Below are 19,606 nucleotides of genomic sequence, written 5' to 3'. Positions count from 1 at the left end.
AGTTTAATTCGTATTACTTGCCAGTTTGTTAAAGAACGTCTGCGTTGTTGCGGGTGCAAAAGTAGCCCCTTTATTCGCTTTATCAAGCTTTTTTAAAGCTTTTTTTTGATAATTTCTTAACCTAATCTTTAAATTGCTAAAAACGTGCATATTGAGTTCGTAAATTTTCTGAGTCTCTTCGAATCACATGTTTTCATTACTATAATATGTCACTACTAACCGACAAAACTAAAAATCAGACCATAAAAAACCTGCAATCCTAGTAATTACCGTACTTGGACGTTTTGTTTTAGTTTCTTGAAAAGTAATTTAATCTCCTAACGTATTTACGACTATTTTTTGGAACAAAAAAAGATGGTGTCCTAGCATTTAAGACACCATCTTTAATTTTATAATAGAGTCAATATTATTATTTTTCCTTTCTAATTACTTTCGTGAAATTAGGATAATTATATTTTCCTAAAACAGATCTTTCCAATTCTAATTTATAAACTCCCCAAGGTAGCTTTGTTTCCGTTTTGATTGTTTCAATCTTAGCTGAATTAGGAGTGTCAGCTGGAGGATTCTCTGAGAGCAATTCATACATCACGCGACCATCCATTTGTTTAGGAAGACTTAAATTATGGAGGTGTAGAATAGTGGGAATTATATCTACGTTAGATGTAGGTAAATTACCTTCGAAGTTCTTCCTAAAACTAGGACCATTAGCTAATAATGCGATATGAATTTCATAAGGGCTAAAGCCACCATGACCTGCAACGCCTCTTGCGAAACTTGCACCTGCATATCCCGCTTCGTTTTTGGTATCATTCCAGTTCATATCAACTAGGATATCTCCTGATCGGTCATGATCCCAATGTATAGTTTCGAAAGAAAGAGTCCCTTCTACAACACCTTTTAGGTCTCCTTCTTTTGAAGCTTTAGTATAAATACCGCCTATCCATTTCTGCTCCTGCAAGGCTGCAACAATATTTTTTATGCTCTTTTCGTCATGATCCTTCACATAAATTGATCCTTCGGCAACCACTACTTCTGTTGATTCCTTGTCTTTTTTTAGTCCTTTCTGAATTAAGAAATCTGTAAGGCCTAGTTTCCCAATATGTGTCACAAAACCATGATCGGAAGAAATGACAACATTAAAGTTTTGATCGAGTCCTTTTAATTCAAGAGCTTTAATAATTCTTCCAAACTGTTCATCAACATATTTGATAGACTCAATGGCTTCAGGGGATCCTATTCCATTTTTATGAGCAGCCGAATCTGGGTCACCAAACCATAGGGTACTTACTAATGGACCATCTAATGTTAAACCGTATTTTATTACTGCATCTGTTAGCCATTTGTGATTTCCAAGACCGGTTGGAGCTGCTCCAATTTCACTAAGTATTTTAGTTTTCAAAGACTCCGGTAGAATCATCGTGGTATTAATGATTGCTCCTCCACTTACTTTATGATTTTGCATTAAGGCTTGTCCAGTTGAACCGGAGCTAAAAACGAATAAGCTTGAGCCGTTTTGTTCTAAAACCTCTCCTAGTGAAACGGATGTCAATAAATGATTGTCTGTTGCTTTAGCGATTTTATTTAATTCGGCTGCATCACCCGTGTTTAAACCTGCTGTTTCTTTTATCTCAGGAAAATAAACCGTATTCCCCATTAGTCCATGACTGCCTGGATAGCAACCGGTAGATAACGAGGATGCATTAACCCTAGTTACCGTGGGGAATACACTATGATGTTGTTTACCATAACTTCCTTTTTTACTGAATAAATATACATTTGGCATTAATTCAGGGGTGATATAATCGGGCCTTAGGCCATCAAAAAAGACAATTAATGTTCGGAGGTTAGATGTACTAGATTTTGTCTGAGCTAGAATCGTATTTGTGAGCAGTAAAGCCGAAAATAGGATTAAAATTTTTTTAGGTACTGTTTTCATTATATATTATATTTGATTTAACTGTAATTTAATGTAACCTGCAAATATGTTTTTGAATAGATTTTTACAGTGTTATAAGTTGTAAACTCCTTGGTTTTTAAAATATTATTTATCCCACCATACTTTGGTTGCGCTAGTATCACCACCAATTGAGGCTGAAGCTAATGCTAGATTTTCCGGATTAAGCGATTGTAGATAAGTTGGGTAAGGCACACGATTTGGAAATGCATTTTCAACTGGTATTCCCGATCCTCTTGGTAAAATTGGATATCCAGTTCTTCTTTTTTCAAACCATGACTGATAGTCAACAAAAAAGGAAGCATAATATTTTTGTGAAATGATTCTTTCTAACTGAATTTCTGTTGAAGTGTTGGGATCATAAACTACACCTGCTTGAGCTAGATAATTTGGAGGCATCGTTACACCCCATTGCGTCATTGAAGCTGCTATAGCAGTTTCGTAATGTTGTTTTGGGTTTTTTCCCGTAGTAAAGCCTTTTAAAGCAAGTTCTGCTTTAATAAACTCTACTTCAGACCAAGTCATCATTACACCAAGTTGTGGTAAGGTTTTCATAATATCATTGTAACTAGTATTTTTTCCCACCTGATATTCTGTAGAAATAGGATACCCACTTTCAATGCCTTGGTAAATATTTTGGCCACCAACGCTTACTGTACCAAACCATAAAGTTCTTCTTGGGTCATTATCCGTATTCATTTTGTTAATAAAGAATTTAGTTACATAGGTTCCATCTCTCCATTCTAGTTGCCTCATATTAAAATATGGATTGTAATAAGGGAATGTCCCTGTGTATTTAAAAATCGCATCATCAGCATTACTTGTAAATACAGGATATTTTACAGGATCAGCCAGAATCGCTGTAATTTGTTCGTTGCTATTGATTTCCCCGTTGCGTTTTGACAATCGGAGCAGCAATCGAAGTCGTAATGAATTGGTGAATTTTTTCCATTTAACAATTCCGGGATTTGTCCCTCCCGAAAGGCTATTGGAATTGTATAAAAGATCTCCTCCGTAAGTAAGGGCTTTGGCTGAATTAAGCAAGGTATTAGCCTCTTCAAGATCCCTTAGAATTTTAATATAAATATCCTTCTGTTTGTCAAATGCAGGTTTAAAGTTGCCTTGAGTAGCCTTAATTGCTTGGGAGTAGGGAACATCTCCATACAAATCAGTAAGAATAGAATAGGCCCAACATTTATAAATCAAAGCGATTGCTTTGTAATTGTTTTCCTGTAAAATTTCGGAGCTTTTGTATATATCCTCTATATCAGTCATATATCCGTAAAAGTTAGACCAGACTGCCGAACCTGGATTAACTACATACCTATGCAGTCCAACTCCTGATGGACTAGAACGAGGCGCATCAACCTGCATGAGCTCATGTGTGAAACTCCGAGAAGCAGTCATACTTGTATTTACAATTCTAAACTGTAACTGACCCAACATAACTCCGGGAGTAATTTGTTTCGGACGGTTTGGATCTGTATTGATCTCTTCAAAATCTCTTGTACAAGAAGATATAAGTAGTACAACCAAAAAGAGAAAACTATATTTTTTATTTATTTTTATCATAATCTATTAATTTAAAATTTAAGGATAAGATTGGTTCCTATCGTTCTGGTAGAAGGAAATTGAGCTAATTCTACACCTGGAGTTAGTGTGCCATTATTTAGATTTCCTCCTTCGGGATCAAAACCTGGGAACTTGGTAAAATTAAATAAGTCTCTTCCGTAAAAAGCAAGACTTGCAGATTTCATTCCTACCTTTTTTAAGAGGCTGTTAGGTAAATTAAATTCGATACGAACTTCTCTTAGTTTGATAAAAGAAGCATCGAAAATATTAGTTTCTCCATTACTGATGGTATAATAATTTTCATAGTAGGAACTTGCTGCTACTCTAACGGTATTAGGAAGATACGTTCCATCTAATTGTAAAACGACACCTTGACCAATAATTCCACCATCACGACCAGGAAGCGTAACCTTGGTTTTTCCCAATGTATTATTCTTATGATTGGTTTGGGAATACATACTACCTCCTTTTTGTCCGTCTAAAAGAAAACTCAGTCTCACTTTTCCGATAGTAAACTCATTCATCAATCCAGCTTTCCAGTCAGCAAAAGCATTACCTTGTTTTTTCATTATAGGATCTAGTGTAGCAGGTAAACCGGCTGAAGTATAAATAATCTGACCGTCTGGAGATCTCTGAAAACCTCTACTGTACATATCTCCCATTCTGCCACCTACTCTGGCTTCAATGCTAACATTACTTTCATGGTTGTAAATAACCTGGTTTGTTATGCCTGGAGCAAGTTCTTTAACATAACTTCTATTGCGGCTCCAAGTGAGGGTACTATTCCATTTGAATTTACTTTTTGCTATTAATTTTCCTGTTATAGCAAGCTCCATTCCTCTACTGTTTATTAAACCTGCATTTACCATTGCATTTGAGTATCCGGACACGGGGTCTAAAGGAATTGCTAAAATTTGATTGCGACTATTATTATTGTAATAAGCCATATCAATCGATAAGCGGTTTTTAAACATTCTAAAATCAATACCCGTTTCTATACTAGAAGTTATCTCTGGTTTTAAATTAGCATTGAATAATGTTGTTGTGTTGGTAAAGCTATTACCATATATCCTGTCATAATATTTATCGGTTTGGTATGGTCTAGTGTCGTTACCAACTTGTGCCCACGAAACTCTAAATTTAGCAAAGGAGAAAACAGACGGTAAGTTTGCTATCTCGTGAATCAGGAAACTAGAACTAATCGAAGGATAGAAAAAGGAATTGTTACCGTAAGGCAAAGTACTTGACCAGTCATTACGACCCGTAATATCTAAAAATATTTTTTCTTGATAGGAAAATTGTGCTAAACCATAAAAGCTATTAATCGCTTTCTTTGTTTTTAAAGGATCTGCAACTGCTTGATCCAAGCTATTTGATATTTGGTAAATACCAGGCTGAGATAACTGATCCGCATAAAGTCCTGCAAAATCATAGTTTTGTCTCATTGAATTTGTACCAGCTGTAAGGTTATAATTAATATTATCATTTAGTGCATTCTTATAGGTTAACAAGGCATCCGTATTTATTTCATAACTAAATACATTTTGTTCCCTATACATTCCTCGAGCATATTTAGTCATGCTAAAAGGACGTTGTTGTGATCTGAATTCATTTGACATGTCCAGACCAGAGCGCACCATAAATTCAAGCTTATTAGTAAACTGATACGTTGCTGATACGTTTCCAATCACCCCATGTTTGTTCATTTTGTTGAGCATTTCATACATTCCAAGATAAGGATTGTCAGGCCCTGTATTGAAGGGATTCTTTTGTTTAACACCAACAAGTCCAGGCTCCCAATAAGGTTTAAACCATTCCGGTTTTATATTTGGAGCTGTACCAATCATAAGAAAATACATAATCGATTGATTATTGTATCCGGCAGCTGGAAGATTATCACTTTTTTTGTTCGTATAATTCATCTTACCATTTATCTTGAGCTTATCAGAGATTTGTTGATTTACAGATAAAGAAGCATTTATTCTTTCAAAACCAGTATTGGGAAGAATCCAATCATTTTTAAGATGAGTAATCGATAATCTGGTAGACCCTTTCTCATTTCCCCCTTCTAATGCGATACTATTTGATTGTGTAGTACCTGTTTTAAAAAATCCAGAAATATAATTTTTGTTAGCAGCCCACGGAGTACGTTCAGTAGGTTTACCATCTGCAGCATTAGGATTATATTGAAAATAGGACTGTCCGTCAAATTTTGGTCCCCATGCCCTTCCTGCACCTACATTTGTACTTGTATTTAGACCATCAGCGCTATCTAAGTAAGAATAGTATTTATCTGTTCGTCCCTCTCCATATTCAAATTGGTAATCCGGCCAACGATTTACTTGATCAAAACTAAAATTACTACTAATTGTTACTCCTATTCCTTTATCTTTAGTCTTGCCCGACTTGGTAGTAATAATAATTGCACCACCAGCGGCTCTAGTTCCATATAAAGCAGTTGCACCAGCACCTTTTAATACCGTAACTTTTTCAATATCTTCGGGATTTATATCTGATAATGTAGACCCAAAATCAACGGGGCTATCCTGTGAGAGGTGAGAAGAGAATCCTGTACCTGTAATCTTACTACTCACAGGAACTCCATCCAAAACTATTAAAGCTTGGTTATTATCAAGATTAAGTGATGACTCACCTCGAAGTGTTATTCTGGAAGAACCCATAGGACCTGCACCAGATCCCTGTATATTTAGACCCGCAACTTTTCCAGAAAGAGAATTTACCCAGTTATTTGATTTGGCATCTTTTACAGCATTTTCACCCAGTGATTGTGCGGCATATCCCAATGATTTTTCTTCACGCTTTATACCTAAGGCTGTTACAACTACCTCTTTTAGAGACGTTTCGTCTTGATTGAGTACTACTTTAATTTCGATCTTATTTTCAATATTGATTTCTTTAGTTTGAAATCCCACATAACTAATTGACAAAATAGTTGCGTCTACAGGAACATTTAAAGTAAATTTCCCGTCAAAATCAGTGGTTGTAGCTATCCTAGTTCCTGCTACAAAAACAGAAGCACCAGGAATAGGCAAATTAGATTCATCCAAAACCATTCCTGTAATTTTTCGATTTTCTTGGTCCTTTTTAGGAATGATTTTAGGAGTAATTCCAATCACTTCTTTTACTAAAACACCACTTTTAGTGATCTTAAAATCAAGACTAGCCTTCGTTTTTAAAACCGCTAAAACTTGGTTTAGATCTTGGTTGTTTATCGTAATGGAAATTTTCTTTTGAAGAAAATTTTGGTCTGACATATAAATAAACTTATTGTTTATTTGTCGTTCTATGAGGATAAAGGTTTGCTTTATCGATACGTCTTTTAGGTTTAAATTAATTTTCTCTTTTATAGCTGCATTTACTTCAACAATACTTTTATTTGAAGTATTCGAGTAAGTCACCTCAATACCAAACAGTAGTAATAAGGATAAGGTTAGTATAATTTTTTGTTTCATTTTATCTATGATTATTTATTGTTGTTTTTCAAACTAAACTGATCTTAAAAAAAGCTAGTTTTTGTACTCATTACTAAATGGAGTTAACTAACCCTCTTTTTTTATAGGACTCCAAGGCTCTACTAATATATTTTAGTGCGATAGCTATGTGATTTTCAACCGTTTTAGGAGTGACGTTTAGAATTTCCGAAATTTCTTTGTATTTTAGTCCATCGATTCTACTGAGTTCAAAGGCCTGACGTGATTTTTTAGGGATAATATCTAAGATTTCACGTATCAAACTGGTATTTATTTCCTTTTGTTCATTTTCAATAATCTCCTGCTCCCTACTAGGAGAAAACATAGTATTTATAGTTTTTTCTTCATCGATTTGTTGATGAAAGTGCTCTGATTTCCGTGCTGTTTTTAAATTGTTTTTTACTATTACATAGATATAGGATTTCGGGTTTTTAATTTTATCAATAATATTTCTATTGTTCCACAACTGAATAAAAATATCAGCGACTTTTTCTTCGACAAGGCAAGAGTTTGATTCATAACTCATTCCAAAACGACACAAAGGAGTATAATACCTATTAAAGAAAAGTTCCATCGCCTCGTATTGGCCATTCCGAATTTGTTGAAATAAATAATCGTCTGAAAAGCAATCACTACTGCCAATTTTTGTTGGGTTAATTTTCATGGTACTTGGTAATCTCGATGTTATTTTGAATGGTTTTTATTATGGTTACATCTGAAATAAACTCTAGAGAAGTTATAAATTCATCAATTGTCAGGTTTTTAAAAGCACCTTTTATATGTTGATTTGCAATGACTGCATCCTTAATGATAAAATTCACTCCATAGAATTGATTAATTTTTAGAAGTGCGTCTTTAAATTTCTCATCATCCAGAATGAGTATATTGTCTTTCCATGCAGAAACCTTATTAACATCAAAATTTCTTTTAATCACTACTTTGGTTTTAGAATTCCAAACTAATTCTTCATTTGGTATTAGGTTAATCTCATCCTTACTTTCTTTAAGTAAAACATGTACCTTTCCTTTTGCTAAAGAAACCGTTTGATTAACGATAGTACTACTGACATTAAATTCTGTTCCTAAAACTTTCACATTAAAATCATTGGTATGGACAATAAAAGGAGAATTAATATTCTTTGTAACTTTAAAGAACGCTTCTCCTTCCAACCAAATATCTCTTTGTTTTCCAAAATCACTGGAATATTTAACTTCACTACCCGAATTTAAAATAACAGTACTGCTATCCGGTAAAATAAAAGTAAGGCGCTGCCCTTTAAGAGCAATTCTATGATTTGTATATTCAGATTGTGTCATTCCAATGAAATAAAACCCCAGACAAAAAACCAATAGGAAAGCCATAGATAGCACTGCCTTTTTTTTTATGGAAACTTTTACAGATTTAACCTTTTCTGGTTTATTATATTTGTTAAGGATTTCTTCGAAAGAAATAGTTCTTTTTGGCAATTCACTATTGGGATAACTAATCCAAATTGTTTTAAAATTTTCAAATACAGCTAGTAGATCATCGTCTAAAGACAATTCGATTTCAAATACAGATCGCTCTGCTTTTGACATTTCACAGGCAATATATCTCACGCATTTTTTTTCCTTTTGACTAACATTCAACATAAATATTTCCCTTTGTTTATAGGAGTCAAAATAAGAGAAATACCCCTAGTTTTTAATACCATCAAATCGACACGATATCGTTAATGAATTGTTAATAGCCCAAGAGAGAGGTACAAATCCCTCTTTCACCGCGGAATCAAAACCCGAAACGCAAGTTTCGGGTTTTCTACATTTAATTGTTACCAAATTTTATATTTTTAAAAGCAGCTAGGATTGATTCTAGAAGCCAGTACTGTTTTTATAAAAACCTGGACTTATGATGTGATTTACTTTTTTATTAATCAATTAAAAATAGAATGCTAATCCGGATCAATATTTAAAATTTTATTTCTGTAACATTTCATTATTAGGAATAAAAAACAGCATTCATACTGAAAACCAATTTTTTAACTTTATTTTTTCGTAATTTTGATATAAAGCATAATTGAAAGTTTTAGCTTTCAAAATCCCAAATGATTTAAGAGATTCCAAAACTATATAATGATTCAATATCTAACCGAGTTTCATTAATACAGTAAAAGCACACTCCTTATAATTTAAAAATAAAACTATGCGAGTTTCTGTCATCCGAAAAAATGTAATATTTAGCCCTGATTCTAAGAGGGTTGTTGCCAGATATTTTATAAACGGCGATAAACGTACCCAAAAAATGGTAAGCCATATAATGATGTTAGACGAAAAACAAGTCGTAGAGACCCTAGAACATACACTTCGGGAGTTTGCCAGACGGCATCGAAATATTTCAAGCACATTTTTCAGGCATTGTGAAAAAATTAGAGGAATCATTGAAGGGATGCAAATCAATTATGACGGCCTGTCTGCTGAACGAAAAATGCTCATTGGTTCTTACTGTACAATGGAGTACGCTATAGAATCAGCAGCTTTTTTCAACCCTTCTATTGTGGCAGATTTCGATCAGTCGGGCCTTGAAATTGGTGAAAAACGGATCGTTATTTCTTTCCGTGCCACTGGCGAAGGTCATATCTCATCAATCGTTTTTAGAAGAGGAATTCTGGATAAGAATAACAATCTACATGTGATGAAAATTGGCAATAACATTGATAAAGCTGAGATTGTACACAAAACGCTATATAACAAAGAACGATTTTTGATAAAATTGGCAGAAATGCATACGTCGAACAAATACTCGGCCCATATTATGCAGGAATTACCGAATGAATTTGAGTATGCCGTGTTAAAAAGTATGGTAACCAAAGCCTTATGCGATCCAATGATTCGCCAAGAGAGGAGAACGGCCCTCGAAGAAGTGATCTGGTTGGCTGATTCGTTTTATGATTTACAATTTAAGCACGATTCCGATATTACCGAACGTGTTATATTTCCGATATCAGATTCTGAAAGTCGCGGTATTGAAGATGCCCGCTTTGTGTGCTTTATGGATGATGATCAATCATGTAAAGTAATGGCTACCTATACAGCTTATAATGGTCATGTGATTCTTCCAAAACTTATTTCTACCGAAGACTTTTATACGTTTCGTGTAATGCCCTTGTATGGGGTTGGTGCTGAAAATAAAAACCTCGCACTATTTCCTAGAAAAATAAAAGGCAAGTATGCCATGCTTTCCAGAATAGATGGGGTTAACAATTACCTTATGTTTTCAGATAGGGCTACGCAATGGAACGATCCTGTTTTACTTCAAGAACCGCGTTATCCATGGGAATTTACACAAATCGGAAATTGTGGATCACCACTTTGGACCGAAGAAGGCTGGCTGGTTCTTACCCATGGTGTAGGTACCATGAGACGATATTGCATAGGGGCTTCGCTATTTGATCTTGATGATCCTTCGAAGGAAATTGGCAGACTTAAAGAACCCTTACTTTCCCCACTAGAAGATGAAAGAGAAGGTTATGTACCCAATGTGGTGTATTCTTGCGGTTCAATTATTCACAACAACAGCCTTATATTACCTTATGCAGTATCTGACTATTCTTCTACTTATGCTGTGGTGGATATGTTAGAATTGATGGATGCTTTGAAGCAAAGTAAATCATAGTTTATTTTAAGATACTCCAAACATAAAAATTCCGGCTATTCTAAAAAGAAAACCTCAAGTTTTTTTAGTCCACTTAAAAATTTAGATTTAATTAAAAGAGTAGAAAAATAAGATTTTCTACTCTTTTTTTATCATGAAAATGAGTTTCTTAAGTGAAATCGAGTTTTGCTTAATTGTCTAAAAAAATCTAATTACAAAAAACCGATACTTTTTCAGTGATCCCGCTTTTGTTTCAGTTTTTTATTTTCAAACGATTCCTATACTTTAAGCAAAATATTATTTTAAAGTATCGACAACTTCTTTCACGAGTCGCAAACTTTTTAGTTTGTCCTGATGATTAAATATCGGACTGGTAATCATCAATTCATCAACACCTGAATAAGCTATAAATTGCTGCAATTCGGTTGCTAATTTTTCTTTGCTTCCAACAAATGAACAAGCAGTCATTTGGTTTACATGAAAACGCTCCGCATCGCTCATAATACCTTCTAAAGAATCAACGGGAGGTTGCAGTCCTTTTCTGTCGTTTCGAATTAAATTTAGAAACATTTGCGTCAAACTGGTTGACAAAATTTCAGCTTCTTCATCCGTATCGGCGGCGATCGCATTAACACATGCCATAGTTTTGGGTTTGTCCAAAAATGGAGAAGGCTGAAAATTATCGCGATAAAATTCAAAAGCCTGTAACATCTGTTTGGGGGCAAAATGCCCTGCAAATGCATACGGCAATCCATTGGCAGAAGCCAACGCAGCACTGTCCATACTGGAACCTAAAATCCAAACAGGGACTTTTGTCCCCTCTGCAGGAAAAGCCCTCACATTTGCAGTGGCATTTTCCACTGAAAAATAATCTTGAAGTGCAGCCACATTTTGTGGAAATCGTTGTGATTGTTCAAAGAAATCTTTTCGAATGGCTTGTGCGGTCATCGAGTCCGTTCCTGGTGCTCTTCCTAAACCCAAATCAATTCGGTTGGGATAGAGCAATTCTAATGTTCCAAACTGTTCCGCAACGATAAGCGGAGAATGATTTGGCAACATAATTCCACCGGAACCAACTCGAATATTTTGTGTTTGACTGGCAATAAAACCAATCAGAACAACTGTTGCCGAACTAGCGACGTGTGCCATATTATGATGTTCGGCTAACCAAAATCGGTTATACCCCAAACTATCGGCAAGTTGCGCCACCTCTTTTGTTTTTTGCAAAGTTTCGCTGGCATTGCTATCTTGGGTAATTATTGCTAATTCTAATATAGAAATTGGAATATTTTTGTTCATTTAAATTTGAGATTTCGAACAAAATTAAGCATTTACACCAAAGGTCTATATTCTTCAATGTTAATTGAATTATAATGTTTTAAAACTAAAAAGAACTTTCATTTATCCCTATTGAAAATCATAAAGAAATCATCTTTATGTGATTCCTTCGTATTTCAATTAGAAAAATATGAACTAAGCCAGAATTATTTACTTCTATCCCAATACTTCAATAGTATCCAAAACTAGAAAACAATACTTTTATTTATCTGCCGAAGTCATCCTGTAAACGAACTATATCCTCCTCATCAGAAGGATTTTGAGGGTCTGTATGTTGCCAAATTTCTGCTACTATTCCCCATGAATCTAATCCTATTAATCGATGGCGCTCTCCTTTGTCCAACTGTATAAAAGTACCCGGAGCCAATTTTTGAAGTACTCCTTCTTCGTCTGTCAAACTGGTTTTTACTCCAACAATTCCGGAGAGAATTTTCCATATTTCTGCTCTGCGATTATGAAATTGCCATGACAAACGCTTATTTGGGGCTATAACCAAAATTTTCGGACTCAGCTTATTTGTAATTCTGATCGCATCCATTTCAAGATGCGGGAAAAATTTAGCGGCAAAAGCATTTGCCTGACTTTCGTCAATCACAAAAAAACCTCCCCAAGGACGTGATTCATCTTGTTTTATAACAGTAAAGTTTTCTTTTTTTAATGCCAATGCAATCTGTTCAAAAGCAGTACTTTTTTCTAAATTATCAGGTAGGTTTAGATTCATTATAATGGTTTTGAAGTAATAAATATTCGATTGATCAAATTCCGCTATTACTAGTTTTTATAAATAATAAAGGCGTTTAATTTCAATTTTGAGTTTCCCATTAGGATTTTTGCTCCCTTTGGAACATTCACTTTCGTTTCTTTACCAAAATTTATTAGTACCGTAATTTGGTCTCCTTCAAAAGACCGGGTAAACAAAATTTGATTGTTATGATGTTCTAGTCTTTCATATTTTCCATATTGCAGGACTTTTTCATTATTTCGCAGTGCAATCAACTTTTTATAACCGTTAAGAATTGACTTTTTTTTGTTCATTAAACGCTGAACATTGGTTTCTTTGTAATCAGAGTTAATTTTTATCCATGTTTTCGTAGTTGAAAAACCTGCGAAAGGAGTTCCATTCCACTGCATTGGACTTCGGGATTTGTCACGGTTGTGATCATTTCCTTCAACGAGTGCTTGATCCGGATTTTTTCCTTTGGCCAAAGCCAATTCGTAATGAGTCCTTCCTTGAATGTCAACCATTCCTTTCAAATTCTTGGCAATACTATTACGCATCCCAATTTCTTCACCATAATAAACAAAGGGAACTCCTTTAGCGGTAAGCATCAAAGCCGCTAATGCTAGAGCTTTATCCGGATTCCCCTTGGCTAATCGGTCCATCATTCGGGGCATATCATGACTTCCAAAAAACAAAGTTGGGTAATTACTCATGTTTTTTTCCATGCTTTGCAACTCGTCAAAAATACGTTTCGAGGAAAAATTTTTGATGCTTCCAAAGTTAAAATTAAAGACAACATCCAATAAATCTTGCGATTGATATTGCTTTAAAACCTCAATTTTATCGCTTCCTATTTCTCCTACTATGAACCGATTATCATACTCGCTTACAGTCAATTTTATGATTCGCATTGCGTCTTTTACACCTGCCTGATCAATGTCGTTGGTGTGTTGTTGTAGCCTGTCTTTTACTGGATTATCAGCTGTAATTCCGTTAGTGTTTAAAAAATTAATCACATCCAATCGAAATCCATCCACCCCTGTATCCAACCAAAATCGAAGCACTTTTTGAACCTCAGCCACCACTTTAGGGTTAGACCAATTGAGATCGGCCATTTTTTTATCAAATTTATGATAGTAATATTGATTGGTCAACGTATCCTTTTCCCATGCTGTTCCACCAAAGAAAGATTCCCAATTGTTGGGTCTATCTTTCCAAATGTAATAATCCCTATACGGATTGTCAATTGATTTGCGGGATTCTTGAAACCATTTGCATTCCGTAGAAGTATGATTCAAAACCATATCCATAATTACTTTGATTCCTCTTTTATGGGCTTCCTTCAAAAATTTATCAAAATCAGCTTTGCTGCCATAAGTAGGATCTACCTCGTAATAATTAGCAATATCGTACCCATTGTCCACCTTTGGAGAAGTCAGAAATGGCGTGAGCCAGACTCCTTTTATACCCAATGATTTCAAATAATCCAGCTTCTCGGTCATTCCTATAAAATCCCCATATCCATCGCCATTACTATCAGCATAACTGGGCATATAAATCTGATAAAAGACTGATTCTTTCCACCAATTTTGTGAGTATAACGTATTTTGTGCGGTTACTGAGCTACTGTCAAAGGAAAAAAAACAAAGTAGTGTAACGATTACCAGATTACATTTCATAAGCAAATCCTTTTATTTTTTCTGTTGAAACTTATAATCGACCACAATTCCGTTTACTAACATTTTAGCACCTTGATACGTGATTCCCCCCCCTGATGGAATACAGACAATTACCGCTGCACTTTCTGGAGCAATCTTTATTTTAGCCGAAGAAGAAACGTTACGCGCAACAAAACGCCCCGAAACAGTATTGTACAAATCGATTTTTTTTCCTTGCTCTGTTTGTATTAAAACTTTTTTATTAATCGTATAAGGGTTATAATATAAAAAAGAAGGATACGCTTTATCTCTATAAAAATCAGTAGCCAGTAGATTCAATTGTAGAATTCCATTCACATTCGTTGGACGGATAATGCTTCCGAAGACACCCACGTGTCCACTGCCATAAACGCTGAATTGCGATTCTTCCGGATTTTGTCCCAGTACCCAAAGCGGCCCGTCACCTTGTGCCACTGGTCCTTTTAAATTTTCATACGCTTTATAACCAGACTGTCGAATGATGCCTTCATACCCGATTACTCCTTTGCTAACTGCAGCAAGATGCGGTATCGTTTCATGCTCATCTGGCATGTACTGCGGATAAAAGAAGCGTGAAGCATTAGCGGCATTCAACATCCATTTCCCAATTGCCGTTGCATACGATTGATTGTAGCGAACCATTGGAACCATCGGCCAAGCCATATCATAGGTATTCATCAAAAAGCCATAACCACCATGATCCACGGTACTACCTACGGTACCTGAAATATCCATTCCATTCCAGTTGCCCACCAAAACACCCCAACCCTCCCTACAAATTGCAGTTCCATCGAAGGTCCAACCCAACATTTTATTCGTGTCGTAATGCTCTGCTCCTTCTTCTGCATTTATTCTTGCTGCCAAATAAGCCCCAAAAGGCATTAGCAATTCATACGTAGGATTTATAGGTTGCGATTGTAGCGCAGCCAATGCACTTTTGGCGCCTTTTAAATACCTTGGATCTCCAAATTTTTTATACGCCGCATACAAAACCCAGGCATGCCCCGCCGCGGCATCGGGTTGTGCGCAAATGTTGTTTTTCATCGGTTTCATTTTGCCGTAATCAAAATAAGAATAATCATAATTTCCATTTAAAATAGAATCGGCCTTAAAGAATTTTTCGGCTATACTTTTAGCGATTACCTCAAAACCAGGTTCGTTAGGGTATTTATCATAAACGGCATAAAACAGGAGATTTGGATACACATCATACCACCAATCGCGGCCATAACCACCGCCTAATAAAGCGACCTCCGGAGCCGTATTGTTCATCATAATGTCCCAACCTGTTTCGGTATTGAAATAATTTTTTAGCATACCAACATAATTCAAATTTTGTTGTTTGCTTTTGTCTATACCTATTAAACTGGCCCCTAATGTAGCTCCTATTGTAGCGAGTGCTTCATGAAACATTCCTTTGTTATTGGTGCCTTGTCTTACGTCAGCCACGGCAGTATACATACCAACAACGTCTTGTGGAAAATTCTTTTTTGTGCTGTCTATCCATACCATCGGCCAAAATTTACCTTTGGCATTGAAATCATACACGGTACTATCAAAACGCACCGCCATTTTTTTATAATCGATGATTTGAAATGGTTTGGGCAAGTTTGGCATTTGGTCCACACGCGCTATGTTTTGTTGTTTAACTTGGGCTGTTCCATTGAACCCGAGAAGGATAAGAAACAAACCCGAAAAAGTAATTTTGAAAATAGTATTCATTTCATATTTTGATTTAATTGTAACACACTTTTAGAAACTAATCGGTATTATACCATTTTTTCGGCTACTTCGCTCCGTACTTTGCTATCTATTACTGGTTCATCCGGAGAAAGCAATTTCCCTTCTGCTATAATTTTCTTGGCTACAAAAATAGAACTCAACTGCAAAACAGCAACGATAACAATAGCATATCGCAACGCAATTTCAGTTGAAATGGCATACGCCAAAATAAGAAACGTTCCCGCGCCTAAAAATCTCCCTGCAAATAATCCTGCCTCATGGTTCAAAATATAAGCAAATTCGCCTCTTTTTTCAATTTTAGAAACGATATCAATTACTTTAAATTGAATTGGGAAATACGCCAAATCCATTAGTGGTTTTGCAATCAGCAATAATAAGATGAAAATAATCACACCGGTTTGATTAAATAACAACCCATTGATCACCGCTCCTAAAGCAAACAAAACAAGTCCCGCTGTAAATATTTTTATTCGGTCAGAAGGTTTTGAAATCCTTCCTAAAACATACATAATTACTGCAGCAATTATAGCTCCTATGGATTGCGCAGTTCCTAGCGCTCCTTCTTTACCTATCAATAACATAATCAGCATGGCGGGTGCTGTTACCAGAAAACCCTGTACCAAGCCTTTCAATACTGATAAAGACAGTAATTTATACCACAACTGATGAAATTTAAAAAAAACATATTTTTTCTGTTCGGGATTTTGGAATGTCCCTCTGAAACAAACTATAGAGGCTGCTACAGTTACTAAAAATACCATTCCGGTAATAATTAAATAGGCCGTGTGAATTTGCGCTTCGTCTCCGCTTGACTCAATAAACCAACCAATTGTAATCGGAATGACTACAGCTATGATCGTGTAAAAAAAGGTTTCCAAACCATAATAATAATTTCGATTCGTATCATTGGTGATGGCTAATGCCAAATAATCTCGGTTAGACCAATAAAAGCCAAAAGACAATCCCATAGTAATACCTGCAAATCCTATTCCTACTAAGTCTAATGTCTTTAATGACATCATAATCATCATGGAAACGCCACTAAGCATCATTCCTGCCGAATATAATTTCCTGATATTAAAATGTTTCAGCAAATAGCCGTTCAATAAAAAAGTTAGCGGAATTCCGGCATAAATAGTAAGCTGATAAATCACCACTTTTACGGGGTCATTAGAACTTCGCATCACATAAGCAGCTACAAAAATATCTATAACAGGCAAAACGAAGGCATAAACCAGATTCGTAAGTACTAATATTTGAAAATTGTGGGTCTGACTTTTAAAATGACTAATTTCTGTTTGTAATTTTTTGAACATTAGTTATATTTTAAAAGTGAATAAATGTCTTTGATAGAAAACTCCGCACCACAAACAAACTCATCCGAAGCGCCGTAATAAATAGTGACCGTATCACCATCAGGCTGTACAATATGTCCGTTTGTAAATACTACATTCCCGAAAAAACCAGTCAATTCATAAGTTGCAGTTGGCACCATTATAGGTTCTTCAGTGCGTGCAATTACTTTTGTAGGATCTTTTAAATCCATTAAAAAAGCCCCTAAACAATATTGATGTGCAGCATTGGCTCCATGATAAATAGACAACCAGCCTTTTTCAGTTTTTATGGGAGCAGCTCCGGCACCCACTCTTTTACTATCCCATAGTCCTACTCTTGTTTTTATAACACAATGGTGATTTCCCCAGTGCAACCCATCTGGAGAGGACGTTATCCAAATATAATTCCCACCAATATCAACACTGCTTGGACGATGCAAAGCATAGTACATCCCGTTTATTTTTTCATCAAAGATGGCGCAATCCTTATTATGAGGTGGCAATATCATTCCATGGGATTGAAAGTTTTTCCAATCGGTTGTAGTGCGTAAACCTACTCCTACTCCATTATCAGAAACTGCTGTATAGGTCAGGTAATATTTATTTTCGAGCAAAGTAACCCGGCAGTCTTCTATACCAAATGTTTCCAGCAATCCCTCACCAACTAAAGGCGGATAATTCTCTGGCTCATAAAAATGGTTTCCATCGGTACTGCATAATAATCGCAGGTGAGATAAAGTAGTTAAATAATCCACTCCTTTATAATTAATTACTCTGGCGTCACTGGCATCTAATTCCGGATCGTCTTTAGGAATTTCAATAATTTTAATAGCCCCGCTTTCCGTAAGAATTGGAAAAGAAATTACGGTGTCATTTTGTTTTGGTCTTTCGGCAACTCTAACCAAAAGCCATGTTTTCCCATCAAATTGAAATACCCCTGGATTAAGGAGACAAGTAATTTCAAGACCTTCTCTACTAGCTGGAAGATCTGCTGGGGATAATAATGGGTTTTGTGTGAAACGTTTTGCAATATCGTTCATGCTATTCTATTTTTAGTTTTTTAGTTTTATTTTTTTTAAAATCCTTTGCGAGATACAAAAAAGTAATTTAATAGTAAATTTATCATAAAATCAACAACTATTCTATTTATTTACACATATCTAGAACAAACAAATCCAATTTAGTAAAAGAGAGATTCGCAACTATTGATAATTTAAAACAAAAAAACAATTCAAAGACGAATATAAAATCCGAATTGTCCTTAAATTTGTATAAAATAGTTTGATTATGGAAATCAGAATCGAAGCTGTTCAAATTGCGGAATCCTTCAATATGAAGAAATTTCGCACAGATTTTCGTGCTGAAGCAAATTCGGGCTCTACTTCCGAAGTATTTTATGCATTGGTGGAGAATGAGCGTTTTTTATATGTTTTTGATTATGGTGTTGTGGTCTTTGCAAATTATGATGCGATTGCCAAAAGTGAATTCGTGAACTTTATAAAAAATTACGCCACTACTTTAGTTGATTTGGATTTATCCGAAGAATACCGCATTGAAACTGACGAAACTATACAAAAGGTCCTAGTAAAAAACAATTATGTCACCGTTTCTCAAATAGATTCCTCCCTCATGCGAATCGTTATGCTTAATATTGCCCAATCTGTTGCGCTGGAATATTACGAAGTATTGACTGACGAACTCATTACCTCTTCAAAACACTACATTCTCGAATTAGAACAACACGGAAAACTCAGTATTTCCAAAACCAATTTGCTTAAATACATTGGAAAAGTCCTGAATGTAAAGAACAGTATTGTAGACAATTTATATATTCTTGATGACCCAAATCTCGTTTGGGATAATGAAGAACTCAATTTACTCAACCGCCATCTTAAAGCTAATTTTGATATCAATACCCGTTTTAAAGATCTCGATTACCGCTTGCAAATTGTAGAAAACAATCTTACGTTGTTCACCGATGTACTGAACGTGCGAGAAAGCTCCCGCCTGGAATGGGTGGTTATCATATTAATTGCAATGGAGATTGCCATCGCTTTATTTTTTCATTAAAACCTATAGGCTATTGCATCCGATTTCCTGTTACTTCAAGAAATCTAAAATATTTC

Annotated in this window: 13 protein-coding genes; 2 read left to right on the top strand and 11 right to left on the bottom strand. The window is 35.4% G+C overall.

What is annotated here, in order from left to right:
- Positions 1-409: 409 nt before the first annotated feature.
- From ACM55G_RS10990 to ACM55G_RS10970, 5 genes are all read right to left on the bottom strand, one after another.
- A complete protein-coding gene (locus ACM55G_RS10990) occupies positions 410-1,936 on the bottom strand; it encodes an alkaline phosphatase family protein (protein ID WP_416843974.1) in 1,527 nt (508 codons plus the stop codon).
- Between the two features lie 105 nt (positions 1,937-2,041).
- Positions 2,042-3,526: a SusD/RagB family nutrient-binding outer membrane lipoprotein gene (locus ACM55G_RS10985; protein WP_416843973.1), complete on the bottom strand. Its 1,485-nt coding sequence runs from the start codon at positions 3,524-3,526 to the stop codon at positions 2,042-2,044.
- Positions 3,527-3,537: 11 nt separating this feature from the next.
- Positions 3,538-6,999: a SusC/RagA family TonB-linked outer membrane protein gene (locus ACM55G_RS10980; RefSeq protein ID WP_416843972.1), complete on the bottom strand. Its 3,462-nt coding sequence runs from the start codon at positions 6,997-6,999 to the stop codon at positions 3,538-3,540.
- Between the two features lie 73 nt (positions 7,000-7,072).
- Positions 7,073-7,681, bottom strand: coding sequence for an RNA polymerase sigma factor (locus ACM55G_RS10975; protein WP_416843971.1), 609 nt, complete (start codon positions 7,679-7,681; stop codon positions 7,073-7,075).
- Entirely contained in the window at positions 7,671-8,594 is a 924-nt protein-coding gene (locus ACM55G_RS10970; RefSeq protein ID WP_416843970.1) for a FecR family protein, read from the bottom strand. Before ACM55G_RS10970 ends, ACM55G_RS10975 begins: the two co-directional genes overlap by 11 nt.
- Before the next feature lie 604 nt (positions 8,595-9,198).
- Between ACM55G_RS10970 and ACM55G_RS10965 the strand changes: the two genes are divergently transcribed.
- Positions 9,199-10,668 (top strand): glycoside hydrolase family 130 protein, encoded by a 1,470-nt coding sequence (locus ACM55G_RS10965; RefSeq protein WP_416843969.1) that lies wholly within the window; start codon positions 9,199-9,201, stop codon positions 10,666-10,668.
- A gap of 276 nt (positions 10,669-10,944) precedes the next feature.
- On the opposite strand, the gene ACM55G_RS10960 is transcribed toward ACM55G_RS10965, so the two are convergent.
- The 6 genes from ACM55G_RS10960 to ACM55G_RS10935 form a co-directional block, all read right to left on the bottom strand.
- Complete coding sequence (locus ACM55G_RS10960) at positions 10,945-11,946, bottom strand: LLM class flavin-dependent oxidoreductase (protein WP_416843968.1); 1,002 nt, start codon at positions 11,944-11,946, stop codon at positions 10,945-10,947.
- Positions 11,947-12,190: 244 nt separating this feature from the next.
- Positions 12,191-12,706 carry a cupin domain-containing protein gene (locus tag ACM55G_RS10955; protein ID WP_416843967.1) on the bottom strand — a complete coding sequence of 172 codons (516 nt, stop codon included), beginning with the start codon at positions 12,704-12,706 and terminating at the stop codon, positions 12,191-12,193.
- Positions 12,707-12,756: 50 nt separating this feature from the next.
- Positions 12,757-14,385, bottom strand: a complete 1,629-nt coding sequence (locus ACM55G_RS10950; protein ID WP_416843966.1) for an alpha-amylase family glycosyl hydrolase — start codon at positions 14,383-14,385, stop codon at positions 12,757-12,759.
- 12 nt (positions 14,386-14,397) lie between these two features.
- Positions 14,398-16,125: a hypothetical protein gene (locus ACM55G_RS10945; protein WP_416843965.1), complete on the bottom strand. Its 1,728-nt coding sequence runs from the start codon at positions 16,123-16,125 to the stop codon at positions 14,398-14,400.
- Positions 16,126-16,172: 47 nt separating this feature from the next.
- Positions 16,173-17,462: an MFS transporter gene (locus tag ACM55G_RS10940; RefSeq protein ID WP_416843964.1), complete on the bottom strand. Its 1,290-nt coding sequence runs from the start codon at positions 17,460-17,462 to the stop codon at positions 16,173-16,175.
- Positions 17,462-18,520: a glycoside hydrolase family 130 protein gene (locus tag ACM55G_RS10935; RefSeq protein ID WP_416843963.1), complete on the bottom strand. Its 1,059-nt coding sequence runs from the start codon at positions 18,518-18,520 to the stop codon at positions 17,462-17,464. The genes ACM55G_RS10940 and ACM55G_RS10935 overlap by 1 nt, the downstream gene beginning before the upstream one ends.
- 247 nt (positions 18,521-18,767) lie before the next feature.
- On the opposite strand from ACM55G_RS10935, the gene ACM55G_RS10930 reads away from it, so the two are divergent.
- Complete coding sequence (locus tag ACM55G_RS10930) at positions 18,768-19,550, top strand: RMD1 family protein (protein WP_416843962.1); 783 nt, start codon at positions 18,768-18,770, stop codon at positions 19,548-19,550.
- Positions 19,551-19,606 lie beyond the last annotated feature (56 nt).

The sequence above is a fragment of the Flavobacterium algoriphilum genome, assembly GCF_048158655.1.
Taxonomy (GTDB): domain Bacteria; phylum Bacteroidota; class Bacteroidia; order Flavobacteriales; family Flavobacteriaceae; genus Flavobacterium; species Flavobacterium algoriphilum.
This window is presented reverse-complemented; position numbering and strand designations above follow the sequence as displayed.

Bases quoted from the DNA above. Each gene is read 5' to 3' on its own strand.
- ACM55G_RS10990 (WP_416843974.1), bottom strand. From the start codon at position 1,936: ATGAAAACAGTACCTAAAAAAATTTTAATCCTATTTTCGGCTTTACTG.
- ACM55G_RS10985 (WP_416843973.1), bottom strand. From the start codon at position 3,526: ATGATAAAAATAAATAAAAAATATAGTTTTCTCTTTTTGGTTGTACTA.
- ACM55G_RS10980 (WP_416843972.1), bottom strand. From the start codon at position 6,999: ATGAAACAAAAAATTATACTAACCTTATCCTTATTACTACTGTTTGGT.
- ACM55G_RS10975 (WP_416843971.1), bottom strand. From the start codon at position 7,681: ATGAAAATTAACCCAACAAAAATTGGCAGTAGTGATTGCTTTTCAGAC.
- ACM55G_RS10970 (WP_416843970.1), bottom strand. From the start codon at position 8,594: ATGTCAAAAGCAGAGCGATCTGTATTTGAAATCGAATTGTCTTTAGAC.
- ACM55G_RS10965 (WP_416843969.1), top strand. From the start codon at position 9,199: ATGCGAGTTTCTGTCATCCGAAAAAATGTAATATTTAGCCCTGATTCT.
- ACM55G_RS10960 (WP_416843968.1), bottom strand. From the start codon at position 11,946: ATGAACAAAAATATTCCAATTTCTATATTAGAATTAGCAATAATTACC.
- ACM55G_RS10955 (WP_416843967.1), bottom strand. From the start codon at position 12,706: ATGAATCTAAACCTACCTGATAATTTAGAAAAAAGTACTGCTTTTGAA.
- ACM55G_RS10950 (WP_416843966.1), bottom strand. From the start codon at position 14,385: ATGAAATGTAATCTGGTAATCGTTACACTACTTTGTTTTTTTTCCTTT.
- ACM55G_RS10945 (WP_416843965.1), bottom strand. From the start codon at position 16,125: ATGAATACTATTTTCAAAATTACTTTTTCGGGTTTGTTTCTTATCCTT.
- ACM55G_RS10940 (WP_416843964.1), bottom strand. From the start codon at position 17,462: ATGTTCAAAAAATTACAAACAGAAATTAGTCATTTTAAAAGTCAGACC.
- ACM55G_RS10935 (WP_416843963.1), bottom strand. From the start codon at position 18,520: ATGAACGATATTGCAAAACGTTTCACACAAAACCCATTATTATCCCCA.
- ACM55G_RS10930 (WP_416843962.1), top strand. From the start codon at position 18,768: ATGGAAATCAGAATCGAAGCTGTTCAAATTGCGGAATCCTTCAATATG.